Annotated in this window: 17 protein-coding genes; 5 read left to right on the top strand and 12 right to left on the bottom strand. The window is 64.2% G+C overall.

Translation table 11 applies throughout. The features are described 5' to 3' along the window. Window positions 1-6: 6 nt before the first annotated feature. Entirely contained in the window at window positions 7-1524 is a 1518-nt protein-coding gene (locus ACT5M9_RS06290) for a sensor domain-containing diguanylate cyclase (protein WP_457980937.1), read from the top strand. Window positions 1525-1782: 258 nt separating this feature from the next. Further along, window positions 1783-2256, top strand: a complete 474-nt coding sequence (locus ACT5M9_RS06285; protein WP_457980938.1) for a glycine zipper domain-containing protein — start codon at window positions 1783-1785, stop codon at window positions 2254-2256. Window positions 2257-2329: 73 nt separating this feature from the next. Here the strand turns inward: ACT5M9_RS06285 and ACT5M9_RS06280 are convergent, their stop codons facing one another. From ACT5M9_RS06280 to ACT5M9_RS06255, 6 genes are all read right to left on the bottom strand, one after another. After that, the gene (locus tag ACT5M9_RS06280; protein WP_457980940.1) at window positions 2330-3286 is read right to left on the bottom strand and encodes a D-2-hydroxyacid dehydrogenase; all 957 of its coding nucleotides are present in this window, start codon (window positions 3284-3286) and stop codon (window positions 2330-2332) included. A 109-nt stretch (window positions 3287-3395) separates the two neighbouring features. Beyond that, entirely contained in the window at window positions 3396-4145 is a 750-nt protein-coding gene (locus ACT5M9_RS06275; RefSeq protein ID WP_457980942.1) for a DUF3530 family protein, read from the bottom strand. A 114-nt stretch (window positions 4146-4259) separates the two neighbouring features. Beyond that, on the bottom strand, window positions 4260-4868 hold the full coding sequence (locus ACT5M9_RS06270; protein ID WP_457980944.1) for a DUF2238 domain-containing protein: 609 nt from the start codon (window positions 4866-4868) through the stop codon (window positions 4260-4262). A gap of 196 nt (window positions 4869-5064) precedes the next feature. Further along, entirely contained in the window at window positions 5065-5631 is a 567-nt protein-coding gene (efp, locus tag ACT5M9_RS06265) for an elongation factor P (protein WP_349919081.1), read from the bottom strand. A 44-nt stretch (window positions 5632-5675) separates the two neighbouring features. Beyond that, window positions 5676-6857 carry an elongation factor P maturation arginine rhamnosyltransferase EarP gene (gene earP, locus ACT5M9_RS06260; RefSeq protein ID WP_457980946.1) on the bottom strand — a complete coding sequence of 394 codons (1182 nt, stop codon included), beginning with the start codon at window positions 6855-6857 and terminating at the stop codon, window positions 5676-5678. Between the two features lie 101 nt (window positions 6858-6958). Then, window positions 6959-8002: a GMP reductase gene (locus tag ACT5M9_RS06255; RefSeq protein ID WP_457980948.1), complete on the bottom strand. Its 1044-nt coding sequence runs from the start codon at window positions 8000-8002 to the stop codon at window positions 6959-6961. A 394-nt stretch (window positions 8003-8396) separates the two neighbouring features. Between ACT5M9_RS06255 and rloA3 the strand changes: the two genes are divergently transcribed. Continuing rightward, window positions 8397-8912, top strand: a complete 516-nt coding sequence (gene rloA3 / locus ACT5M9_RS06250; protein ID WP_457980950.1) for a retropepsin-like aspartic peptidase RloA3 — start codon at window positions 8397-8399, stop codon at window positions 8910-8912. A gap of 44 nt (window positions 8913-8956) precedes the next feature. On the opposite strand, the gene ACT5M9_RS06245 is transcribed toward rloA3, so the two are convergent. The 3 genes from ACT5M9_RS06245 to ACT5M9_RS06235 form a co-directional block, all read right to left on the bottom strand. Further along, on the bottom strand, window positions 8957-10417 hold the full coding sequence (locus ACT5M9_RS06245) for an ATP-binding protein (protein WP_457980952.1): 1461 nt from the start codon (window positions 10415-10417) through the stop codon (window positions 8957-8959). Beyond that, window positions 10414-11100 carry a response regulator gene (locus ACT5M9_RS06240; protein ID WP_457980954.1) on the bottom strand — a complete coding sequence of 229 codons (687 nt, stop codon included), beginning with the start codon at window positions 11098-11100 and terminating at the stop codon, window positions 10414-10416. Before ACT5M9_RS06240 ends, ACT5M9_RS06245 begins: the two co-directional genes overlap by 4 nt. A gap of 79 nt (window positions 11101-11179) precedes the next feature. Next, window positions 11180-11995, bottom strand: coding sequence for an SDR family oxidoreductase (locus ACT5M9_RS06235; protein ID WP_457980956.1), 816 nt, complete (start codon window positions 11993-11995; stop codon window positions 11180-11182). A gap of 247 nt (window positions 11996-12242) precedes the next feature. On the opposite strand from ACT5M9_RS06235, the gene ACT5M9_RS06230 reads away from it, so the two are divergent. Continuing rightward, the gene (locus ACT5M9_RS06230; RefSeq protein WP_457980958.1) at window positions 12243-12884 is read left to right on the top strand and encodes a class I SAM-dependent methyltransferase; all 642 of its coding nucleotides are present in this window, start codon (window positions 12243-12245) and stop codon (window positions 12882-12884) included. A 68-nt stretch (window positions 12885-12952) separates the two neighbouring features. Continuing rightward, entirely contained in the window at window positions 12953-14164 is a 1212-nt protein-coding gene (locus tag ACT5M9_RS06225; RefSeq protein ID WP_457980959.1) for a winged helix-turn-helix domain-containing protein, read from the top strand. Between the two features lie 73 nt (window positions 14165-14237). On the opposite strand, the gene ACT5M9_RS06220 is transcribed toward ACT5M9_RS06225, so the two are convergent. The 3 genes from ACT5M9_RS06220 to ACT5M9_RS06210 are packed head-to-tail and all read right to left on the bottom strand — an operon-like array spanning window position 14238 to window position 16590. Continuing rightward, window positions 14238-15362, bottom strand: coding sequence for a M20 family metallopeptidase (locus ACT5M9_RS06220; RefSeq protein WP_457980961.1), 1125 nt, complete (start codon window positions 15360-15362; stop codon window positions 14238-14240). A 41-nt stretch (window positions 15363-15403) separates the two neighbouring features. Continuing rightward, window positions 15404-15871 (bottom strand): YjiG family protein, encoded by a 468-nt coding sequence (locus tag ACT5M9_RS06215; protein WP_456501317.1) that lies wholly within the window; start codon window positions 15869-15871, stop codon window positions 15404-15406. Further along, complete coding sequence (locus tag ACT5M9_RS06210; protein ID WP_457980963.1) at window positions 15868-16590, bottom strand: nucleoside recognition domain-containing protein; 723 nt, start codon at window positions 16588-16590, stop codon at window positions 15868-15870. The genes ACT5M9_RS06215 and ACT5M9_RS06210 overlap by 4 nt, the downstream gene beginning before the upstream one ends. Between the last annotated feature and the right edge of the window lie 104 nt (window positions 16591-16694).

Here is a 16694-nt window from a genome sequence, read left to right as displayed (position 1 = left end):
GGTTGGATGACGAGTTGCATTCTGAAACAGCGTTACTACGTGCTGACCCCGCTCTCCGTGCTGCTCGGGGTGTTGGTGCTGATCGCCACCCTGCTGCTGGCCTTCACCAGCTACCAGCGCAGCATCGCCAAGACCGTGGGGAGCTATGAGCAGATGCTGGTCTCCATCGACGCCACCCTGCTCCAGGAGATGGCGCTGCGCAACCAGAACCAGCTCGCCGTGCTGGAGGCGTCCCTCGACAAGGAGGCCATCGCCCGTGGTCGCTCCGCCGTCAATCCGAGTTGGGCCATCGCCCACCAGTTCAAGCGGGATGCCCACTTCCTCTACTTCTACAACGCCCGCACCCAGCGGATCAGCAGCTACCCGGACAGGCCGCTGCCTGCGGATTACCACCCGCAGCAGAGACCCTGGTATCGGGCGCTCGCCAGCGACAGCGAGGAGTTGATCTGGTTCGGCCCGTACCCGGACTTTGGCTCCGACAAGCAGAGCCTGACCCTGATCAAGCGGGTCCTGGATGGGCAGGGGTTGCTGGGGCTGCTGATGGTGGACATGTCGTTCGAGTCGCTCCAGCACGCGCTGCAGAGGGCCATGGGGAACAAGCCGGTGGCCATCTATCTCACGAACCGTGACAGTGGCCAGCTGGTTGTAGGACACAACATGGTGCTGCTGCCTGCCGAAGGCACTGCGATCCCGGCCGAGATCACCGGCTGCAGCGCCAGCCTGCACGGCGTTCACCTCAAGGTGCCGCTGGAGAACATCGGCTGGGATCTCAACCTCTATCTGCCGCCGGCGGTGTTCAACGACAGCCTGTGGGAGACCCTGCTGATGGTGGTGCTGCCCGCCCTGGCCCTGCTCACCACCTGGCTCTGCAGCCTGCTGTTCCTGATCAGGATATTCCGCCAGGAGCAGACCCTGGTGGAGGAGACCCTGAGCGGGATCCGTCGCAGCGGCGGGGCCATGATCCCCACGGAGCAGCCGGTGTGGTTCGTGCACGACAGCCTGGGAGAGATAGATCAGGTGCGTACCAGCCTGCTGCAGAAACAGGATGCCCTGCTATGCGACCCCCTCACCAGCATCATGAACCGGCGGGCCTTCGAGCAGGACAGGGCCGAGTTCGAGCAATCCGATACCCCTTACTGGCTGGTGCTGTTCGATGTGGACAACTTCAAGCGGGTCAATGACTGTTGGGGACACAGCGTGGGGGATGCGGTGCTGTGCCGGGTGGCCACCATCATGGTGCGTACCCTGGGGGATCGTCGAGTCTATCGCATCGGCGGGGACGAATTCGCCGCCCTGTTGCCCTGGGGGGGAGCTGAGGTGGAGCAGCGCCTGACCCATCTGCTGGCGAGGGTACGGAGCCTACAGTGGCGGGAATTCAAGTCGTCCATCACCCTGAGCGCGGGCGGGGCCCGCTATCCGGATGAGACAAAGGCGCTGTTCGAACTGGCCGATGAGTGTCTCTATCGGAGCAAGCACAGTGGGCGGGACTGCTGGCATCTCGCTCCCCTTGGGTCCGGATCCTGAGGCTGCTGACAGGATCTGTCCGAGCGTTGAGGGGGGAAAACGGGTCCTTGCACCCGAAAAACCGGTCACGGGGGAGATGATTTCTCTTGTGACCTTTTTTTTTAATTCATTTTCAGTTGGTTAGCCTATTTCATCGGGTCCTGTCGCGGGGGGGCGACACTCTGCCTGGCGGTTGAGTTCCCGCAGATCCAGTAGCGGCGCGCCTGCCGCTTTGTATAGTGCAGGAAAATAATCAATCAGGTTTGACAGGAGTACTCCATGGACGCGAAAAAACACGGCATGGGCGCGATGATGCTGTTGGGTGCGTTGTTGATGGCGGGCCCGGCGTTGGCCTCGGAAGATCTCAATACCGTGCTGGGGGGTGGCCTCGGCGGGGTGGCGGGGACCATGATCGGCAAGCAGCTCGGCGGTGACACCGGTGCCCTGGTGGGGGCTGCTGTGGGTGGCGCCGCCGGCGGCGCGGCCACGGCGAACAAGGGCAACAAGAACGAAGCGGCCATCGGTGGCGCGGTCGGGGCCCTCGGCGGTGCGGCCATCGGCAAGAGCGTGGGGGGTGACACGGGTCGCCTGATCGGGGCTGGTGTGGGCGGCGCAGGTGGCGCGGCCATCGGGGCCAGAACCGGTGACGGCCACGAGAGCAGGAACGATCGCTATTACGACGACAGGCGCTATCACAAGCACCACAAGAAATACAAAAAGCACCGCAAGCACAGATGGCATGACGACGATTGATCCCGTCACCGACCACAAGAAAGGGGCCCATGGCCCCTTTTTCGATCCTGCTCGCGGCTCATCAGCCCGGTCGTCAGACCAATCTATGCTGGCGCCGACCGATGGCGAAGGCGTTGATGTTGTCGATCAGCTGATCGGCGAGGCGCTGCATGGACTCTTCGCTGGCCCAGGCCACGTGAGGAGTCAGGATGAAGTTCGGGTATTGCAGAGCCCGCATCAGCGGGTGATCCGGCGGGGGCGGCTCCTGGCTCGCCACATCGAAGCCGGCGCCGCCGAGCCGGCCGTTGGCGAGCGCCATCAGCAGGGCCTGCTCGTCCACCAGACCACCGCGGCCCACGTTGATGAGCAGGGCCCCCGGTTTCATCATGGCCAGCTCCCGCTCGCCGATCAGGTGGCGGGTATAGGGGGTGAGGGGGCAGTGCAGGCTGATGACATCCGAGCTCTGCAGCAGGGCCTCCATGGGCAGGCGGTCGTCGTCTCCCGGGGCCCCGACCTGGCTCTGGGCGTAGAAGACCTCCATGCCGATGGCGCTGGCACGCTGGCCGAGGGCCTGTCCCAGGGTGCCCTTGCCGATGATGCCGAGGCGCTTGCCGTGGAGATCCGAGATGGGGTGATCGAAGAAGCAGAACTGGCCGCTCTGCTGCCAGCGTCCCTCCAGCAGGGACTGGCGCCAGGCGAACAGGTTGCGTGACAGGGCCAGCATGAGTGCCATGGCGTGCTCGGGTACCGAGGGGCCCGAGTAGTTGCGAATGTTGCACACGGCGACGTTGGCGGCGCGGCAGGCCTCCAGATCCAGGTTGTCACTGCCGGTGGCCGCCAGGGCGATCAACCTGAGCTCCGGCAGCTCGGCCAGCTCGGCGGCCCCGATGCGCACCTTGTTGATGATGGCGATGCTGGCGCACTTGAGCCGCTCCACCACCTGATCCGGTGCCGTGGTGGGATAGCTTTGCCAGTGATGGGGGAAGTCGGGGCGACCCAGCTTGATGCCGGCGTCCAGGGTGTCGCTGTCGAGAAACACGATTTGCTGCATGAAGCCTCCTGCCGTTGATGAGGCCATGATGCCAAAAAGGGGGGCGGGATGACCAGTGTGCTGACTGTGGCGCAGCCTGGCCCGGATCCTCTGATCGACCCTGAACGGATCAAATCCAGCCGAGATGGGTCAGCCAGCCCTGGATGCGGCCCGGGGTCTCCTCGAGTTCCATCAGGGCATAGGGGCGGTAGTTGAGTTTGTGGCTGCGACGGCTCTCGCTGCGCCTCGCCTCGGCCGCCAGCAGGGGCCAGCGCCCTCCTTCCTCCTGATAGAGATCCAGGGTTGGTATGCTGGCCTGAGCCACCTGCTTGGCCAGGGTCTGGTTGCTCTGCTGATTGGGGAAGAAGCCGTCCAGCAGCACCAGGGCGTCGGGGGCGGGCAGCTGTTCGCTGGCGATGAGGTTGGCGGCCCAGGCCGCACTGGTGCCCTGGGCCAGCAGCAGCTTGAAGCCCCCCTCCTGCAGCTTGGCGTCGCTCAGTTTGACGATCCGCTCGGCGAATTGCTGGCGGAAGCTGTCGATGGCTTTTTGTTTTTTCTCGGCGGCCGGATCCAGCTCGAACTGCTGGGGGGAGGGGAGCAGCAGCAGGGTATCGAAGCCGAGGCGACCGAGCGCCCGGGTCAACTGCCAGAGCTGGCCGCTGCGCTGCCAGTCCGGCAAGAGGATGGCCAGCCCCAGATAGCTGCCGCCGTCGTGCTTTGCGAACAGCACCCGCTGCTTGTCCACCTGGGCGCTATCCGGCAGATCCTTCCAGTCGCCCGCCTGCCAGTGATCCAGGGGGGCGGGAGGCGTGATCTCGCTGGCCGGCAAGGCGGTGCTTGCCAGCAGGCTCAACAACAGCAGTAAGGATGATTTGACCATATGCGCTCCCGGGTTCACTGGGTTAGCGGCGGCCGGCCCGTTTTCTGAAGGGGAATGCGCGGCGATGAAGCGACAGGCGATGAGCGGGGAAGGGCTATCCCTTCCCCGCTTGCCTCAGCGGTGGAGTCTGGCGAGCTGCCTGTCGTGCAACGGGGTCAGGATCAGCAGGGCGCTGATGGCGCCGACCAGGGCGCAGAACATGTCGGACTGGGTGTCCCAGGGATCTCCCTGAGTGCCGAGGAACTCGTCGGCCCCCTGGCCGAGGGCGAGGGCGGCGCCCCATTCGATCAGCTCATAGCTGGCGCTGATGGCCAGCACCACGCAGACGACGAGAAACGCCAGCATGCGCTTGCCCTGCACATGGTGACCGCGCAGCAATATCTCCCGGCAGGCGATGGCGGGCACGAAGCCCTGGAAGAAGTGGCCAATCTTGTCATAGGGGTTGCGACCGAGATCGAACCACTGCTGCAGATCGAAGCCGAGCGGCACCCTGGCATAGGTGTAGGCCCCCCCCAGCATAAGCACGGCGGCGTGCAATGTGATCCCCAGATAGAGCAGGGTGGTGAGGGGGAAGCTTCGATGGCTCAGGATCAGCAGGGGCATGACGATGAGCACGGGGATCACCTCCAGCAGCCAGGTCAGCCTGTCATAGGGGTGCCAGCCGGAGATCACCAGCAGAGCTAGCGTGAGCAACAGCAGCAGGATTTTTTGAGAAGATGTCATAGGGCGCCTGTGAGGGAGAAGAAACCTGACTTCATGATGTAGCCGCAATCGGCCCCAATGAAAAGGGGCAACCCCATTTTCTCCTATCCCGGGCGGAACGTCATGGACCCCGGCTGAACCACGAGGGGTCCTGGGCAGATAAAGAAAAAGCGAGCCTTGGGCTCGCTTTTTGTCCGAACGGGTTTCAGCGGTCAAATTAGTTGACGCGACGCTTGAACTCGCCGGTACGGGTATCGATCTCGATCTTGTCGCCGATCTCTACGAAGGCGGCAACGGCCAGCTCGTAGGTGGTGCCCTTCAGGCGGGCCGGCTTGGTCACTTTACCGGAGGTGTCGCCACGGGCGGCCGGCTCGGTGTACTCGACTTCGCGAACGATGGTGGTCGGCAGTTCTACGGAGATGGCTTTCTCGTTGTAGAAAGTCACTTCACACAGATCTTCCATGCCGTCTACCAGGTAGTTCAGCGCGTCACCCAGGTTGTCTTTCTCGACGTCGTACTGGTTGTACTCGGTATCCATGAAGACATACAGGGGGTCGGAGAAGTAGGAGTAGGTGCACTCTTTACGCTCCAGTTGAACGACTTCCAGCTTGTCGTCAGCCTTGAATACGGTCTCGGTGGCGCTGCCGTTCAGCAGGCCTTTCAGCTTCATCTTGACCACGGCGGAGTTACGGCCGGATTTGTTGAATTCGGCTTTCTGGACCACCATCGGCTCGGTACCGATCATGACGACGTTACCAGCGCGGATTTCCTGTGCGGTTTTCATGTAAAAAATTCCTGTTCGTATACGGGCAGATAAAAACTGCCAGATTATATACGGCTTTCTAAAAATTTCACCAGCCGAGTGACGAGATCCCCGTCGGCGAGCAACTTATGTGACCAGGCTCGCGCATGTTGTTGCCAAATGGTGGCGTATTGCGGCCATTGGGCCCAGAGTTCGCCGACATCCTGCCCGTGGTTGAGGGCGTGGCTGAAGTCGCGCAGCCACCGGGCCGTGTCTGCGGGCAGCGCCGCCAGATAGTGCTCGAGGAAATCGCCCAGCTTGGCAATATGAGCCTCGTCGTCCTGGGGGTAGATGTGCCACAGGAAGGGGCGGGCGGCCCACTGGGCTCGCACGAAGGAGTCTTCCCCACGCACCAGGTTGAGATCGCAGCTCCACAGCAGCCGATCGTAGCCAGCCTGATCCGTCATGGGCAGCAGCTTGATGCACAGGCTCCCCGCCTGCAGCAGATCCCCCGCGCCGGCACTGGCCCCTTCCAGCCCGGCGCCGATGAGCACGTCTCTGAGGGAACGTCCCAGCGGCAGCAACAGGGTGACCGGGGTCGAACTCTGGCACCAGCTCGCCACCAGACTCTGGAGTGCGGCGCTCTCATAGGTAAAGAGGCTGACCCTCAGCTCGCTCGCTGCCTTGGGGGCTAACCCCAGACTGGCCCAGTAGGCGGCGAGCCCCGCCTCGTCCTGCTGCCACCGTTCCCGCGCCGCGATCAGCCCCTGCTCGCACAAGAGGCCCCCGGTTTTGGCCGTGAAGCCCGGGAAGAAGAAGTATTTGTTCAGACTGGTATTGCCGACCCGTTGGGGGGAGGCGAGGCCGTGGCAATCCTCGACCCAGGCCTCGGCCGAGAGGTATTCCAGATTGATCCAGCAGGGAGGGGGGCTCTGCTCGGCCATGGCTTGCACGAAGGGCGCCGGCAGTTCGCAGGCGAAGGCCTCGATGACGACTTTGGCGGGGATGACATCGGCGGGCAGGGCGTCGCGCCAGTGCTGGACATGGATGCCCTCCACCCACTGGCTATCCTGTGCGGGATCCAGCCCGGGGCAGATGCGGGCGAAGCTCGCCAGATCGTCCACCCAAAGCCGCACCTTGCCGCGACCTTCCCGCTGCAACTGGCTGGCCAGTCGCCAGGTGACGCCGATGTCGCCGAAGTTGTCCACGACGCAGCAGAAGATATCCCAGTCAAACGGGGGCAGAGAAAGAGGCGCAGGGGTCGTCATGGATGCATCACCGGATACGAAAAAGAGATAAAAAAACCGGTGCGCAGGGTAGCACACCGGTGGTTGAGGTCCTAACGGTCGGCACTTGGCTGAAGAGGAACTTACTCCTTTCCGTAGACATTGTTCTCTTGTTCGCGCACCCGGATGAAGGTGGTGCGCTTGGTCAGCTCCTTGAGCTGGCTGGCGCCCACGTAGGTGCAGGTGGAGCGCACGCCGCCGAGGATGTCGCGCACCGTGTTCTCCACCGGGCCGCGATAAGGCAGCAGCACCGTCTTGCCCTCGGAGGCGCGGTAGTCGGCGACGCCGCCGGCGTGCTTGTCCATGGCACTGGACGAACTCATGCCGTAGAACTTCATAAAGGGGGACCCATCCACGTCGACTATTTCGCCGCCGCACTCCTCGTGGGCTGCCAGCATGCCCCCCAGCATCACGAAGTCGGCGCCGCCGCCGAAGGCTTTCGCCACATCCCCCGGGCAGGTACAGCCGCCGTCACCGACGATCTGGCCGCCGAGGCCGTGGGCCGCATCGGCACACTCGATGATGGCGGAGAGCTGCGGGTAGCCGACGCCGGTTTTGACTCGGGTGGTGCAGACAGAGCCCGGGCCTATGCCCACCTTGACGATGTCGGCGCCGGAGAGGATCAGCTCCTCCACCATCTCGCCGGTGACCACGTTGCCCGCCAGGATGACGTGGTTCGGGCAGGCCTCACGGATCTTGCGCAGAAACTCGACGAAGTGCTGGGAGTAGCCGTTCGCCACGTCCACGCAGATGAAGCGCAGCGCCTCTGACATGGCCAGGATCTGGCGGGTCTTGGTGAAGTCATCTTCTGAGGTGCCGGTGGAAACCATGATGTGGCCGAGCAGGGCCGGGTCGGTTTCGTTCACGAAGGTTTGCCACTGGGCGAGGCTGTAGTGCTTGTGCACCGCCGTCATCATCTCGAAGCCGGCCAGGGTGCGGGCCATGGCGAAGCTGCCCACTGTATCCATGTTGGCGGCGATGACGGGCACCCCCTGCCATTGAGTCTGAGTGTGCTTGAAGGTGAACTGACGGGTCAGGCTGACTTGGGAACGGCTCTTGAGAGTAGAGCGCTTGGGGCGGAACAGTACATCCTTGAAACCGAGCTTCAAGTCTTCTTCGATACGCATTGCGAATTCCTTTTTGAGCCTCGTTGGTGCGTCACTTTGCAGTGGCAAATTGTCGGCAGGCACAAAAAAACCGCAGGTTTTCAAGGCCTCCGGTTTACAACAGTCTAGGCAAAAATCCCTTAAGAACAAGACTGATAATTCACGCTACCTTGTGGTAGCCTTTGGCGTCACAACCTGAGGGTAGTGACAGGTTTCATCCAGCCCCACCTCATGGGGTCATCTCATCCCCCACCGTTCGCAATGTCCCCCTGGAGTCAGCCGCTGTCGCTGGACTTGGCCGTAGAACCCTTCATGGCCGGCCCAGACCGGCTGCGGGGATCTTGTCAGTTGACAGCCCCCTTGCTCCTGCTCACTCTGGCAGGGCGAGCCACCAGAGGCCGATGAGGAAACAATCATGCCCGGATCACCGAAGGCCAGTTGGCTGTTACTGACCCTGCTCTGTCTGCCTGCGGCAGCCTATGCGGCCCCCGATGTTTATGGCTGGGTCGAGAAGGGGTTGATCATGCCGGATACCCGCGCGAGCAAGGGGGTGGCGGTGAAGATGAAGCTCGACACCGGCGCCCTCACCTCCTCGATGGATGCCCGCTCCTTGCAGCACTTCAAGCGCGACGGCAAGCCCTGGGTGCGTTTCACCCTGGCGCTGACCGATGCGAACACGGACAAGGAGGTGCGCCAGACCCTGGAGCGCCCGGTGGAACGTACCGTCACAGTGCGCGGTGCCGGCGGCATGGAGGAGAGGCCCACGGTCACCATGTCCATCTGTCTGGGGAACAAGGTCTACAAGGAGTGGTTCACCCTGCGGGATCGCAGCGACATGAACTATCCGGTATTGCTGGGGCGGCGCCTGCTGGCTGAGTTGGGGCCGGTGGATTCCGCCCGTACCTTCACGGTGCAGCCGAGTTGCGACTAGCGTCCTCGCTTCTGTGAATGAAAACGGCCCCACGGGGCCGTTTTCTATTGGTGCGGGTGGAGAGGGGCGCTGGCGGGGTGGGGGATGGGGAGCCAGATGCTGACCTCGAGCCCGCCCTGGGGGCGGTTGTGCACATCCAGATCCGCCCCGTGGAGCTCGGCGATGCGCCGGACTATGGCCATGCCAAGGCCCACGCCATCTCCCTGCTGGGGATTGACCCGAAAGAAGCGCTCGCACAGGCGGGGCAGGGCCGAGGCCGGGATGCCGGGGCCGCTGTCCCGGATGTCCACCCTCACCCGATTCCCCTCCGAAGTGACCAGGACGGCGATCTCGCCATCGGCCGGGGTGTAGCGCAGGGCGTTGTCGATGAGGTTGCTGAACATCAGGTCCATCAGCACGGCCTGGCCCATCACCTGCAGATGCTCCTCTCCGTCCAGGGAGAGCTGCTGCCCCTTCTTCAGCGCTAGGGGGGCCAGGGCGGCCAGGGCCCCCTGCAGCAGGGCGCTGAGATCGAGGGGGACCAGGGCCAGGGCCTGCTGGTTGTCGATGCGGGCCTGGGTCAGCAGCTGGCGGATCAGCCGATCGCTGCGATCCAGGGCCAGCAACATCTTGCGCAGGGCCTGCTCGCGCTCGCGCTCATCCTCGGCGGCCATCAGGTTCTCGCTGTGAATGCGCAGCACCGCCAGGGGGGTGCGCAGCTCGTGGGCCGCCTCGTTGGTGAACTGTTTCTCCCGCGCTATGGTGTCCGCCAGGGTGTGCATCAGGCGGTTGATCTCGTTGACTATGGGGGTCAGCTCCCTGGCCTTGATGGTCAGGGTGAGCGGGCTCAGGTTGGCGGGGTGGCGCTCGCTGATGGCCTGGGCGACCCGGCGCAGGGGGGAGAGCCCCGTCGAGACGAGCCACCACAGCAGGCCGAGCAGGAAGGGCAGGGTGATGAACAGCGGCAGCATGGTCAGGGTGGCCATGGTGCTGGCCAGCTCGCCGCGCTCGTCATCCCGCTCGGCGGCGATGAGCCAGGTGCCCTCCTCCTCGTTGTAGAGGGTAAAGGTGCGCCACTCGTGGTGATCCTTGGTCTCGCTGTTGAAACCGCGCTCCAACGTGGTCAGTGGCTGGGTCGGCGCACTGGGTGAGCGCAGCAGTATGTCCCCCCGCTCGTTGAGCAACTGGAAGTAGAGATTGCGCTCGAACTCATGGCCGTAGGGGGTGAACTCCCGATCCCGCGCCAGCAGATTGAGGCTGGTGTCTTTCTGGTAGGGCTCGGGGGCGCTCTGCTCCCACTCCTGATAGATGGCTCCCCCCTCGGGCAGGCGGCTGTGCTGGGCCATGTAGCCCTTCAGCAGCTGATTGGTGATGCGGGCAGACTGGGCGAGACGGGCATCGAACAGCTCCTCCATCTCGTGGTTGGCCTCCAGATAGCCGATGAAGCCGCTGACGGCGAGGCTGACGCTGACCAGGGCCAGGATCCCCGACAGCAGGAAGCGACGGATGGAGCGGACCCGGGTCATGAATGGGTGTCCTTCGGCGGGTTGTCCAGGGGGGGCACTATGTAGCCGACGCCGCGGATGTTGCGGATGAGCTCGGGGTAGAACTTCTTGCGCAGGTGATGGATGTGCACCTCCACCGCGTTGCTCTCGGCCCCCTCGTCCCAGCCGTAGAGGCTCTGCTGCAGCTGCTCCTTGCTCAGCACCCGGCCAGAGTGGCTCACCAGTTCCAGCAGGATCTTGTACTCATGGGGGGTGAGCCTGACAGTCTCTCCCCGGTAGCTGACCTGCTGGGCGTCCGGCTGGATCAGGATCTCCCCGTAGCTGAGGCTGGCCTGGGCCTGCCCCTTGCTGCGGCGTACCAGGGCCCGCAGGCGGGCATTGAGCTCCTGCAGGGCGAAGGGTTTGACCATGTAGTCATCGGAGCCGGCGTCCAGCCCTATCACCCTGTCATCCAGGGCGTCGCGGGCGGTGAGGATCAACACCGGCAGCTGGTGGCCTTCCCGGCGCAGCTTGCGCAGCAGGCTGAGGCCGTCGATGTCCGGCAGGTTGAGATCCAGGATCATGGCGGCAAATTCATCGCTCTTGAGGGCGGCGAGCGTCGGCAGCCCTTGCTGCAACCAATCCACCGTGTAGCCACTGTGGCGAAGGGCATCCTGCATGCCATCCCCCAGCATCACATCATCCTCCACCAGCAGGATCCGCATCGTCGTCGTTCTCCATAGCTCAAGGCCGCCCCAGAGGTGGGCGGCCTCAGTTTACATCATAAGGGGTGACAGGGGACCCTCACCGGGCGTTGTGCTGAGCGTCACCGGGCCCTTGGCGGGCATAGCGTTCGATGAGCGGGACCTTGCGGGCCATCTGCCAGTCGATGAGCCAGGGGCAGAGGGCGTTGAGACGCACCATCAGCCTCTCGGGCCAACCTAGCCAGCTCCGACGGGTCTCGTTGCACAGGGCTATGATGGCGAGTTCGGCTACTTCATAGGGGCTGTCGATGGGGGTGTCGATGGCCAGGTGCATGGCGTAGGCGGCCTCGGAATCCAGCCGGGTGCGAGTGGTGCGCGGGGCGAAGTGGAGAACACGGATGCCGGAGCCTGCCAGCTCGCGGCCCAGGGCCTCGCTAAATCCGTGCAGGGCAAACTTGCTGGCGCAATAGACGCTGTAACCCGGATGGCCGACGGCGCCTAGGTTGGCCCCGATGTTCATGATGATGGCGGGCCTGCGCAGCCTCGGCAGCAGGGCGCGGGTGAGCTGGATGGGGGCTTCCACGTTGAGGCGCAGCTGGCGTTCCACCTGTTCCATGCTCTGATCCTCCAGCCAGGCGAACTGGAGGGTGGCGGCGTTGTTGATCAGCACATCCAGCCCCTCGTCCAGAGCCGGGTGTTGCAACAACTGGGCGCGTTCGGCGGCGAGGGCGAGGTTGGCTATCGCTATCTGGTGGCGCTCAGGGTGGGGGAGCTCCTGGCGCAGGCGCTCCAGTGCGGCGCCCTTGCGCCCCTGCAGCAGCAGGTGAGCCCCTTGCGCCGCCAGCTCCTGGGCCAGCACTTCCCCTATGCCACCACTGGCGCCGGTGAGCAGCACGGATTTTCCTTGCAGGTTCATGGTGAGGTGTCCATCTGAGTGCAGGCCTAAGGGCGGCGAGCGGGCAAGGGCGATCATCGGGGATAACCGCTACCTGGCCCATTGCTCTCAAGGTTAACGGGCGAGGCTTAAGGAAGGCTTAAGGGGGCGATAAGAGAGTCTCGTGGCCATCATAGGGGGCTAGGGGCAAAAAACCTTGTCAGCGCCGCCCCTGGCAGGCACCCTGCGGGCAATCTGCACTCTGATTTAGCCACAGCGAGAACCCGAGATGTCCGCCTCCCCGTCCTGTCCGCTCTGCGAGCATCCCCACAGCTACCCCTTGCCCGTGGCGGGCAAGCGCTACCATCGCTGCCAGGGCTGCGAGCTGGTCTGGCTGGAGGCGGCGGATCACCTGGATGCCCGTGCGGAGAAGGCGGTCTATGACGATCACGACAACCGGGTGGACGATCCCGGTTATCGCCGCTTCCTGATGCGCGCCTTCGGGGAGGTGACCAGCCGGCTGGCGCCGCCGGCCAGCGGCCTCGACTTTGGCTGCGGCCCCGGCCCAGCCCTCATCGCCATGGGGTGCGAGGCAGGTTACCAGATGGCGGGCTATGACAAGTTCTACGCCGACGCGCCCGAGTTGTTGGAGAGGGAGTATGACTTTATCACCAGCACCGAGGTGATGGAGCATATCGCCGACCCCAAGGCGGTTCTGGACCGGCTCTGGAACTGCCTCAAGCCCGGCGGTCTGCTGGTGCTGCAGACCCAGCGGGTGCTGGGGGACGAGCGTTTCATCACCTGGCGTTATCGCCACGATCCTACCCATATCACCTTCTTCGCCGAGGCATCGTTCCGCACCCTGGCCACCCGCTGGCGGGCCGGGGTCGAGTTCCCCCATCCGGATGTGGTGGTCTTCACCAAACCCTGAAGCGGCCGTTTCCATTTGCCGCCGAGTTGGGCATGCTGATGACCTGCTACCAAGGAGCCGGTATTGCCATGTCCATCCCCCATCTCTCACTGCAAGACGCCCGCCACCTGCAACTCGCGGCCCAGGGGCTGCTCACCCCTCCCAGACGCAAGGCAACCTCGGCCGACGTGCTGGCCTGCATCCGCCGCATGGCGCTGCTGCAGATAGACACCATACAGGTGGTGGCGCGCAGCCCCTATCTGGTGCTGTTCAGCCGTCTCGGCCAGTACGAACCCGGCTGGCTGGACAGCCTGCTGGCGCGGGGGGAGATCTTCGAATACTGGGCCCACGAGGCCTGCTTCGTGCCCCGTGAGGACTACCGGCTGCTGCGCCACCGCATGCTGGATCCTGCCGCCATGGGCTGGAAGTTCTCCGCCCAGTGGCTCGAGACTCACAAAGACGAGATAGGGCAGATCCTCGAGCGGGTTCGCCAGGAGGGTCCTGTGCGGGCCAGCGACTTCGAGCGCAAGACGGGCAAGGGCAACGGCTGGTGGGACTGGAAACCTGAGAAGCGCCATCTGGAGGTGCTGTTCACCGCCGGCCAGCTGATGGTGAGCGAACGCCACAACTTCCAGCGCATCTACGATCTCGCCGAGCGGGTGCGTCCGGACTGGGACGACGCCCGGGACTTGCCAAGCCCGGAGCGAGTGCAGCGGGACATGGTGCGCGCTAGCTGCCGGGCGCTCGGCCTGGTCAAGACAGGCTGGGTGGCGGACTACTACCGACTGCGCCGGGGCAAGTACGATGAATTGCTCCATCGGCTGGCGGACGAAGGGGAGCTGCTGCCGGTGCGGGTGGAGGGGTGGAAGCACGGCGCTTTCGTACACGCCTCCCTCTCGGACGAATTGGCGTTGGCGCAGGAGGGTAACCTCAAGGCGACCCACAGCGCCGTGCTGTCGCCGTTCGATCCCCTGGTGTGGGATCGCAAGCGGGCCAGCGAACTGTTCGGCTTCGACTATCGCATCGAGTGCTACACCCCGGCCCCCAAGCGCCAGTACGGCTACTTCGTGCTGCCTCTGCTGCGCCGCGGCAAGCTGGTGGGCCGCCTCGATGCCAAGGCCCACCGCAAGGAGGGGGTGTTCGAGGTCAAGAGCCTCTATCTGGAAGAGGGGGTCAAGATGAGCCAGGCCCTGGCCCAGGATCTCTTGAAAGCCATCCAGAAGCTGGCGGATTGGCACCAGACTCCGAGCCTGCGCCTTGGCGCCATCCCGGCGCCCCTGCTGGCCTTGTGGCAGGCATAGGCGTCACGCCAGCCCCAGCAAGGATAAAAGCCAGCCGGTATGAACCGGCTGGCTTTTTAGCAAGAGGCGCGCCTTAATTTGCCAGTCGGGTTAGCAGCCGCTGCAGCAGGGCGATGCGGGGCCCTATGCTCGGCAGATCCAGATACTCCTCCTCGCTGTGAAAACCGGCGCCAATGGGGCCCAGTCCATCCAGGGTGGGGATGCCGAGGGCGGCGGTCAGGTTGGCGTCCGAGCCGCCGCCGACCGCCTGCCAACGGATGGGCAAACCCAGCTCATCGCCACACTCCTCCACCAGGCGCATCAAGGCTTTAGTTCCTTCTGACGGCACCATGGCGGGCTTGTGAGCCTCCCGGGTCAGGCGGATGCCGACCCCCTCGACGTGGGGGCGAGTGCTCAGGGTCTGAAGTCGATCGTCTATCCGCCGATAGGCCTGATTGTCCCAGAAACGCACGTCTACCACGGCGCTGGCTTCGGCCGGCACTATGTTGGCGCCATTGCCCCCCTGCACCAGGCCGACGTTGAGGGTGGTGCCGCTCTCGACGTCGGTGAGGGCGTCGATGGCCAGGATCCAGTGACCCAGCTCGGAGATGGCGCTGCGCCCCTTCTCGGGCTCGTTGCCGGCATGGGCCGCCTTGCCATGAAAATCGATGCGATAGCGGGCCATCCCCTTGCGGGCCTTGACCAGGGAGCCATCGGCGCGGGCCGCCTCGGCCACCAGCACATGGCGCGCCTGGCGGGCGACCCCCGCCAGCCAGTCGCTGGAGTGCAGGGAGCCTATCTCCTCGTCCGGGTTCATGCAGACGCAGAGGCTGAGGCGATCCCGCACCGCAGGGGGCAGGGTGCGCAGGGCATAGACGATGTTGAGCAGGCCGGACTTCATGTCGGAGACGCCGGGGCCATAGGCCCGATCGCCATCGACCGTCATGGGGCGGGTGGCGGCGGTGCCGAGGGGGAAGACGGTGTCCATGTGGCCGATCAGCACGACGTCGATGTGCGCGGCGTCCGGCTGGTTGCGGATCTCGAGACCCGGACCCGCGACGCCGCAGTCGACCTGCCTGATGTGCCAGCCACCCATGGCCTGATACTTGGCCGCCATCAGCTCGGCGACCCGGGTGATGCCGGGCTTGTGCAGGGAGCCGCAATCCAGGTTGATGAGGGGGGCCAGCTCGGCCAGGTAATCATTGAGCGAAAAAGTCATCTATTACTCCAGGCGCCGTGGCGCCATTGGGTGAGTCGGGGTCAGAGGATGAGGTTCATCACCAGCATGGCGCCGAAGGCGTTGAGCACGGAGATGGCGATCATGATGGGGATGTAGCGCCCCTCGGTACCGATGCAGCCGAGGATGCGGCCCACGTACTGCACCTGGGAGCCCATCAGGTAGATGGCGGGGGCCAGGATGGCGATGTGGGTACCGGTCAGGATGCCCTGATCGAACAAGGTGATGACCACGCCGACCGCCCCCCCCATGGACATCCAGGCGCCGATCAGCACGGCGGCGGCCTCACCGGGCAGGCCGAAGACGGCCATGATGGGGGCGAAAATCGTGCCCATGGCGCCGAGGGCGCCGGTGATCTGCAGCGCCTTGATGATGACGAAGGCCATCAGCACGTTGGGCACTGTGGAGGTGGTGGCGATGACCCAGCCCTTCTTGGCCCCTTCCACGAAGATGTCGGTGACTATGGGTTTCTTGACGTTGGCCTGGCTCATTTGGCTTGCTCCTGGACGGATGAAGTGGTGGTGCTCTCGTCTGACTTGCCCTGGGTCAGGTTGAGGTAGAGGCGGAACAGGTTGGCGCCGACGAACTTGAAGACGAACATCACGATCACCGCGAGACCGATGGAGGAGGCGACCGCCGGGGTGCCGTCCGCCAGGGTCAGGGTGAAGAGCACGGCGCCGGAGGAGAAGAAGTTGACTATGGTGGCGCCGGCGGAGAACTGGAACATGGTGAAGACGTCGGTCTCCCGCTGGGTGATGAGCGCCTCATCCTTGAGTTGGCGGGTCATGGCGGCGCCGGCATCCGTGCTCTGCAGGGAGGCGATGAGGGCGAGGCCCGTGTTGCCCGGGACCCCCATCAGGGGGCGCAGCAAGGGGGTCAGCAGCTTGCGGGCCGCCTCCAGGGCGCCGTAGTGCTCCAGCACGTTGATCATGCCGAGGGCGAACATGACGGTGGGGATCAGGGTGAGGGCGAACAGGAAGCCGTCCCGGGCACCGTTGCCCCCCTTGCCCCGCATGTCGGTCATGGCGGTCTTGATGCCGTCACCGCTGTCGCTGACGCTCTGCACCATGGTGCCGAACGAGCCGTTGAGGGTGGTGAAATCGAATACCCCGTACCACTGATTGGACTGCAGCAGCCCCGAGAAGAAGACAATGGCGAAGGCCAGTGCCAGATAACTGCCCAGGGTCACCGAGCGTTTCTTGTCAGTCATGTTCTAGCTCCATATGAAGAAATATTTAATCGTTGCTGATTATGGTGGAGCGAGGTGTTGCGAACTTGATGGGGGTCAAGATAGGGTTCTGAAAATGATATGGT

It is taken from the genome of Aeromonas sp. AE23HZ002T15 (assembly GCF_054165525.2).
Note: the sequence above shows the minus strand (reverse complement) of the source record. Positions and strands in the feature narration are given on the sequence as shown.

Bases quoted from the DNA above. Each gene is read 5' to 3' on its own strand.
- ACT5M9_RS06240 (WP_457980954.1), bottom strand. From the start codon at position 11,100: ATGCGGATCCTGCTGGTGGAGGATGATGTGATGCTGGGGGATGGCATG.
- ACT5M9_RS06275 (WP_457980942.1), bottom strand. From the start codon at position 4,145: ATGGTCAAATCATCCTTACTGCTGTTGTTGAGCCTGCTGGCAAGCACC.
- ACT5M9_RS06285 (WP_457980938.1), top strand. From the start codon at position 1,783: ATGGACGCGAAAAAACACGGCATGGGCGCGATGATGCTGTTGGGTGCG.
- ACT5M9_RS06245 (WP_457980952.1), bottom strand. From the start codon at position 10,417: ATGACCCGGGTCCGCTCCATCCGTCGCTTCCTGCTGTCGGGGATCCTG.
- ACT5M9_RS06235 (WP_457980956.1), bottom strand. From the start codon at position 11,995: ATGAACCTGCAAGGAAAATCCGTGCTGCTCACCGGCGCCAGTGGTGGC.
- ACT5M9_RS06290 (WP_457980937.1), top strand. From the start codon at position 7: ATGACGAGTTGCATTCTGAAACAGCGTTACTACGTGCTGACCCCGCTC.
- efp (WP_349919081.1), bottom strand. From the start codon at position 5,631: ATGAAAACCGCACAGGAAATCCGCGCTGGTAACGTCGTCATGATCGGT.
- earP (WP_457980946.1), bottom strand. From the start codon at position 6,857: ATGACGACCCCTGCGCCTCTTTCTCTGCCCCCGTTTGACTGGGATATC.
- ACT5M9_RS06255 (WP_457980948.1), bottom strand. From the start codon at position 8,002: ATGCGTATCGAAGAAGACTTGAAGCTCGGTTTCAAGGATGTACTGTTC.
- ACT5M9_RS06270 (WP_457980944.1), bottom strand. From the start codon at position 4,868: ATGACATCTTCTCAAAAAATCCTGCTGCTGTTGCTCACGCTAGCTCTG.
- ACT5M9_RS06215 (WP_456501317.1), bottom strand. From the start codon at position 15,871: ATGAGCCAGGCCAACGTCAAGAAACCCATAGTCACCGACATCTTCGTG.
- ACT5M9_RS06280 (WP_457980940.1), bottom strand. From the start codon at position 3,286: ATGCAGCAAATCGTGTTTCTCGACAGCGACACCCTGGACGCCGGCATC.
- ACT5M9_RS06210 (WP_457980963.1), bottom strand. From the start codon at position 16,590: ATGACTGACAAGAAACGCTCGGTGACCCTGGGCAGTTATCTGGCACTG.
- ACT5M9_RS06230 (WP_457980958.1), top strand. From the start codon at position 12,243: ATGTCCGCCTCCCCGTCCTGTCCGCTCTGCGAGCATCCCCACAGCTAC.
- rloA3 (WP_457980950.1), top strand. From the start codon at position 8,397: ATGCCCGGATCACCGAAGGCCAGTTGGCTGTTACTGACCCTGCTCTGT.
- ACT5M9_RS06220 (WP_457980961.1), bottom strand. From the start codon at position 15,362: ATGACTTTTTCGCTCAATGATTACCTGGCCGAGCTGGCCCCCCTCATC.
- ACT5M9_RS06225 (WP_457980959.1), top strand. From the start codon at position 12,953: ATGTCCATCCCCCATCTCTCACTGCAAGACGCCCGCCACCTGCAACTC.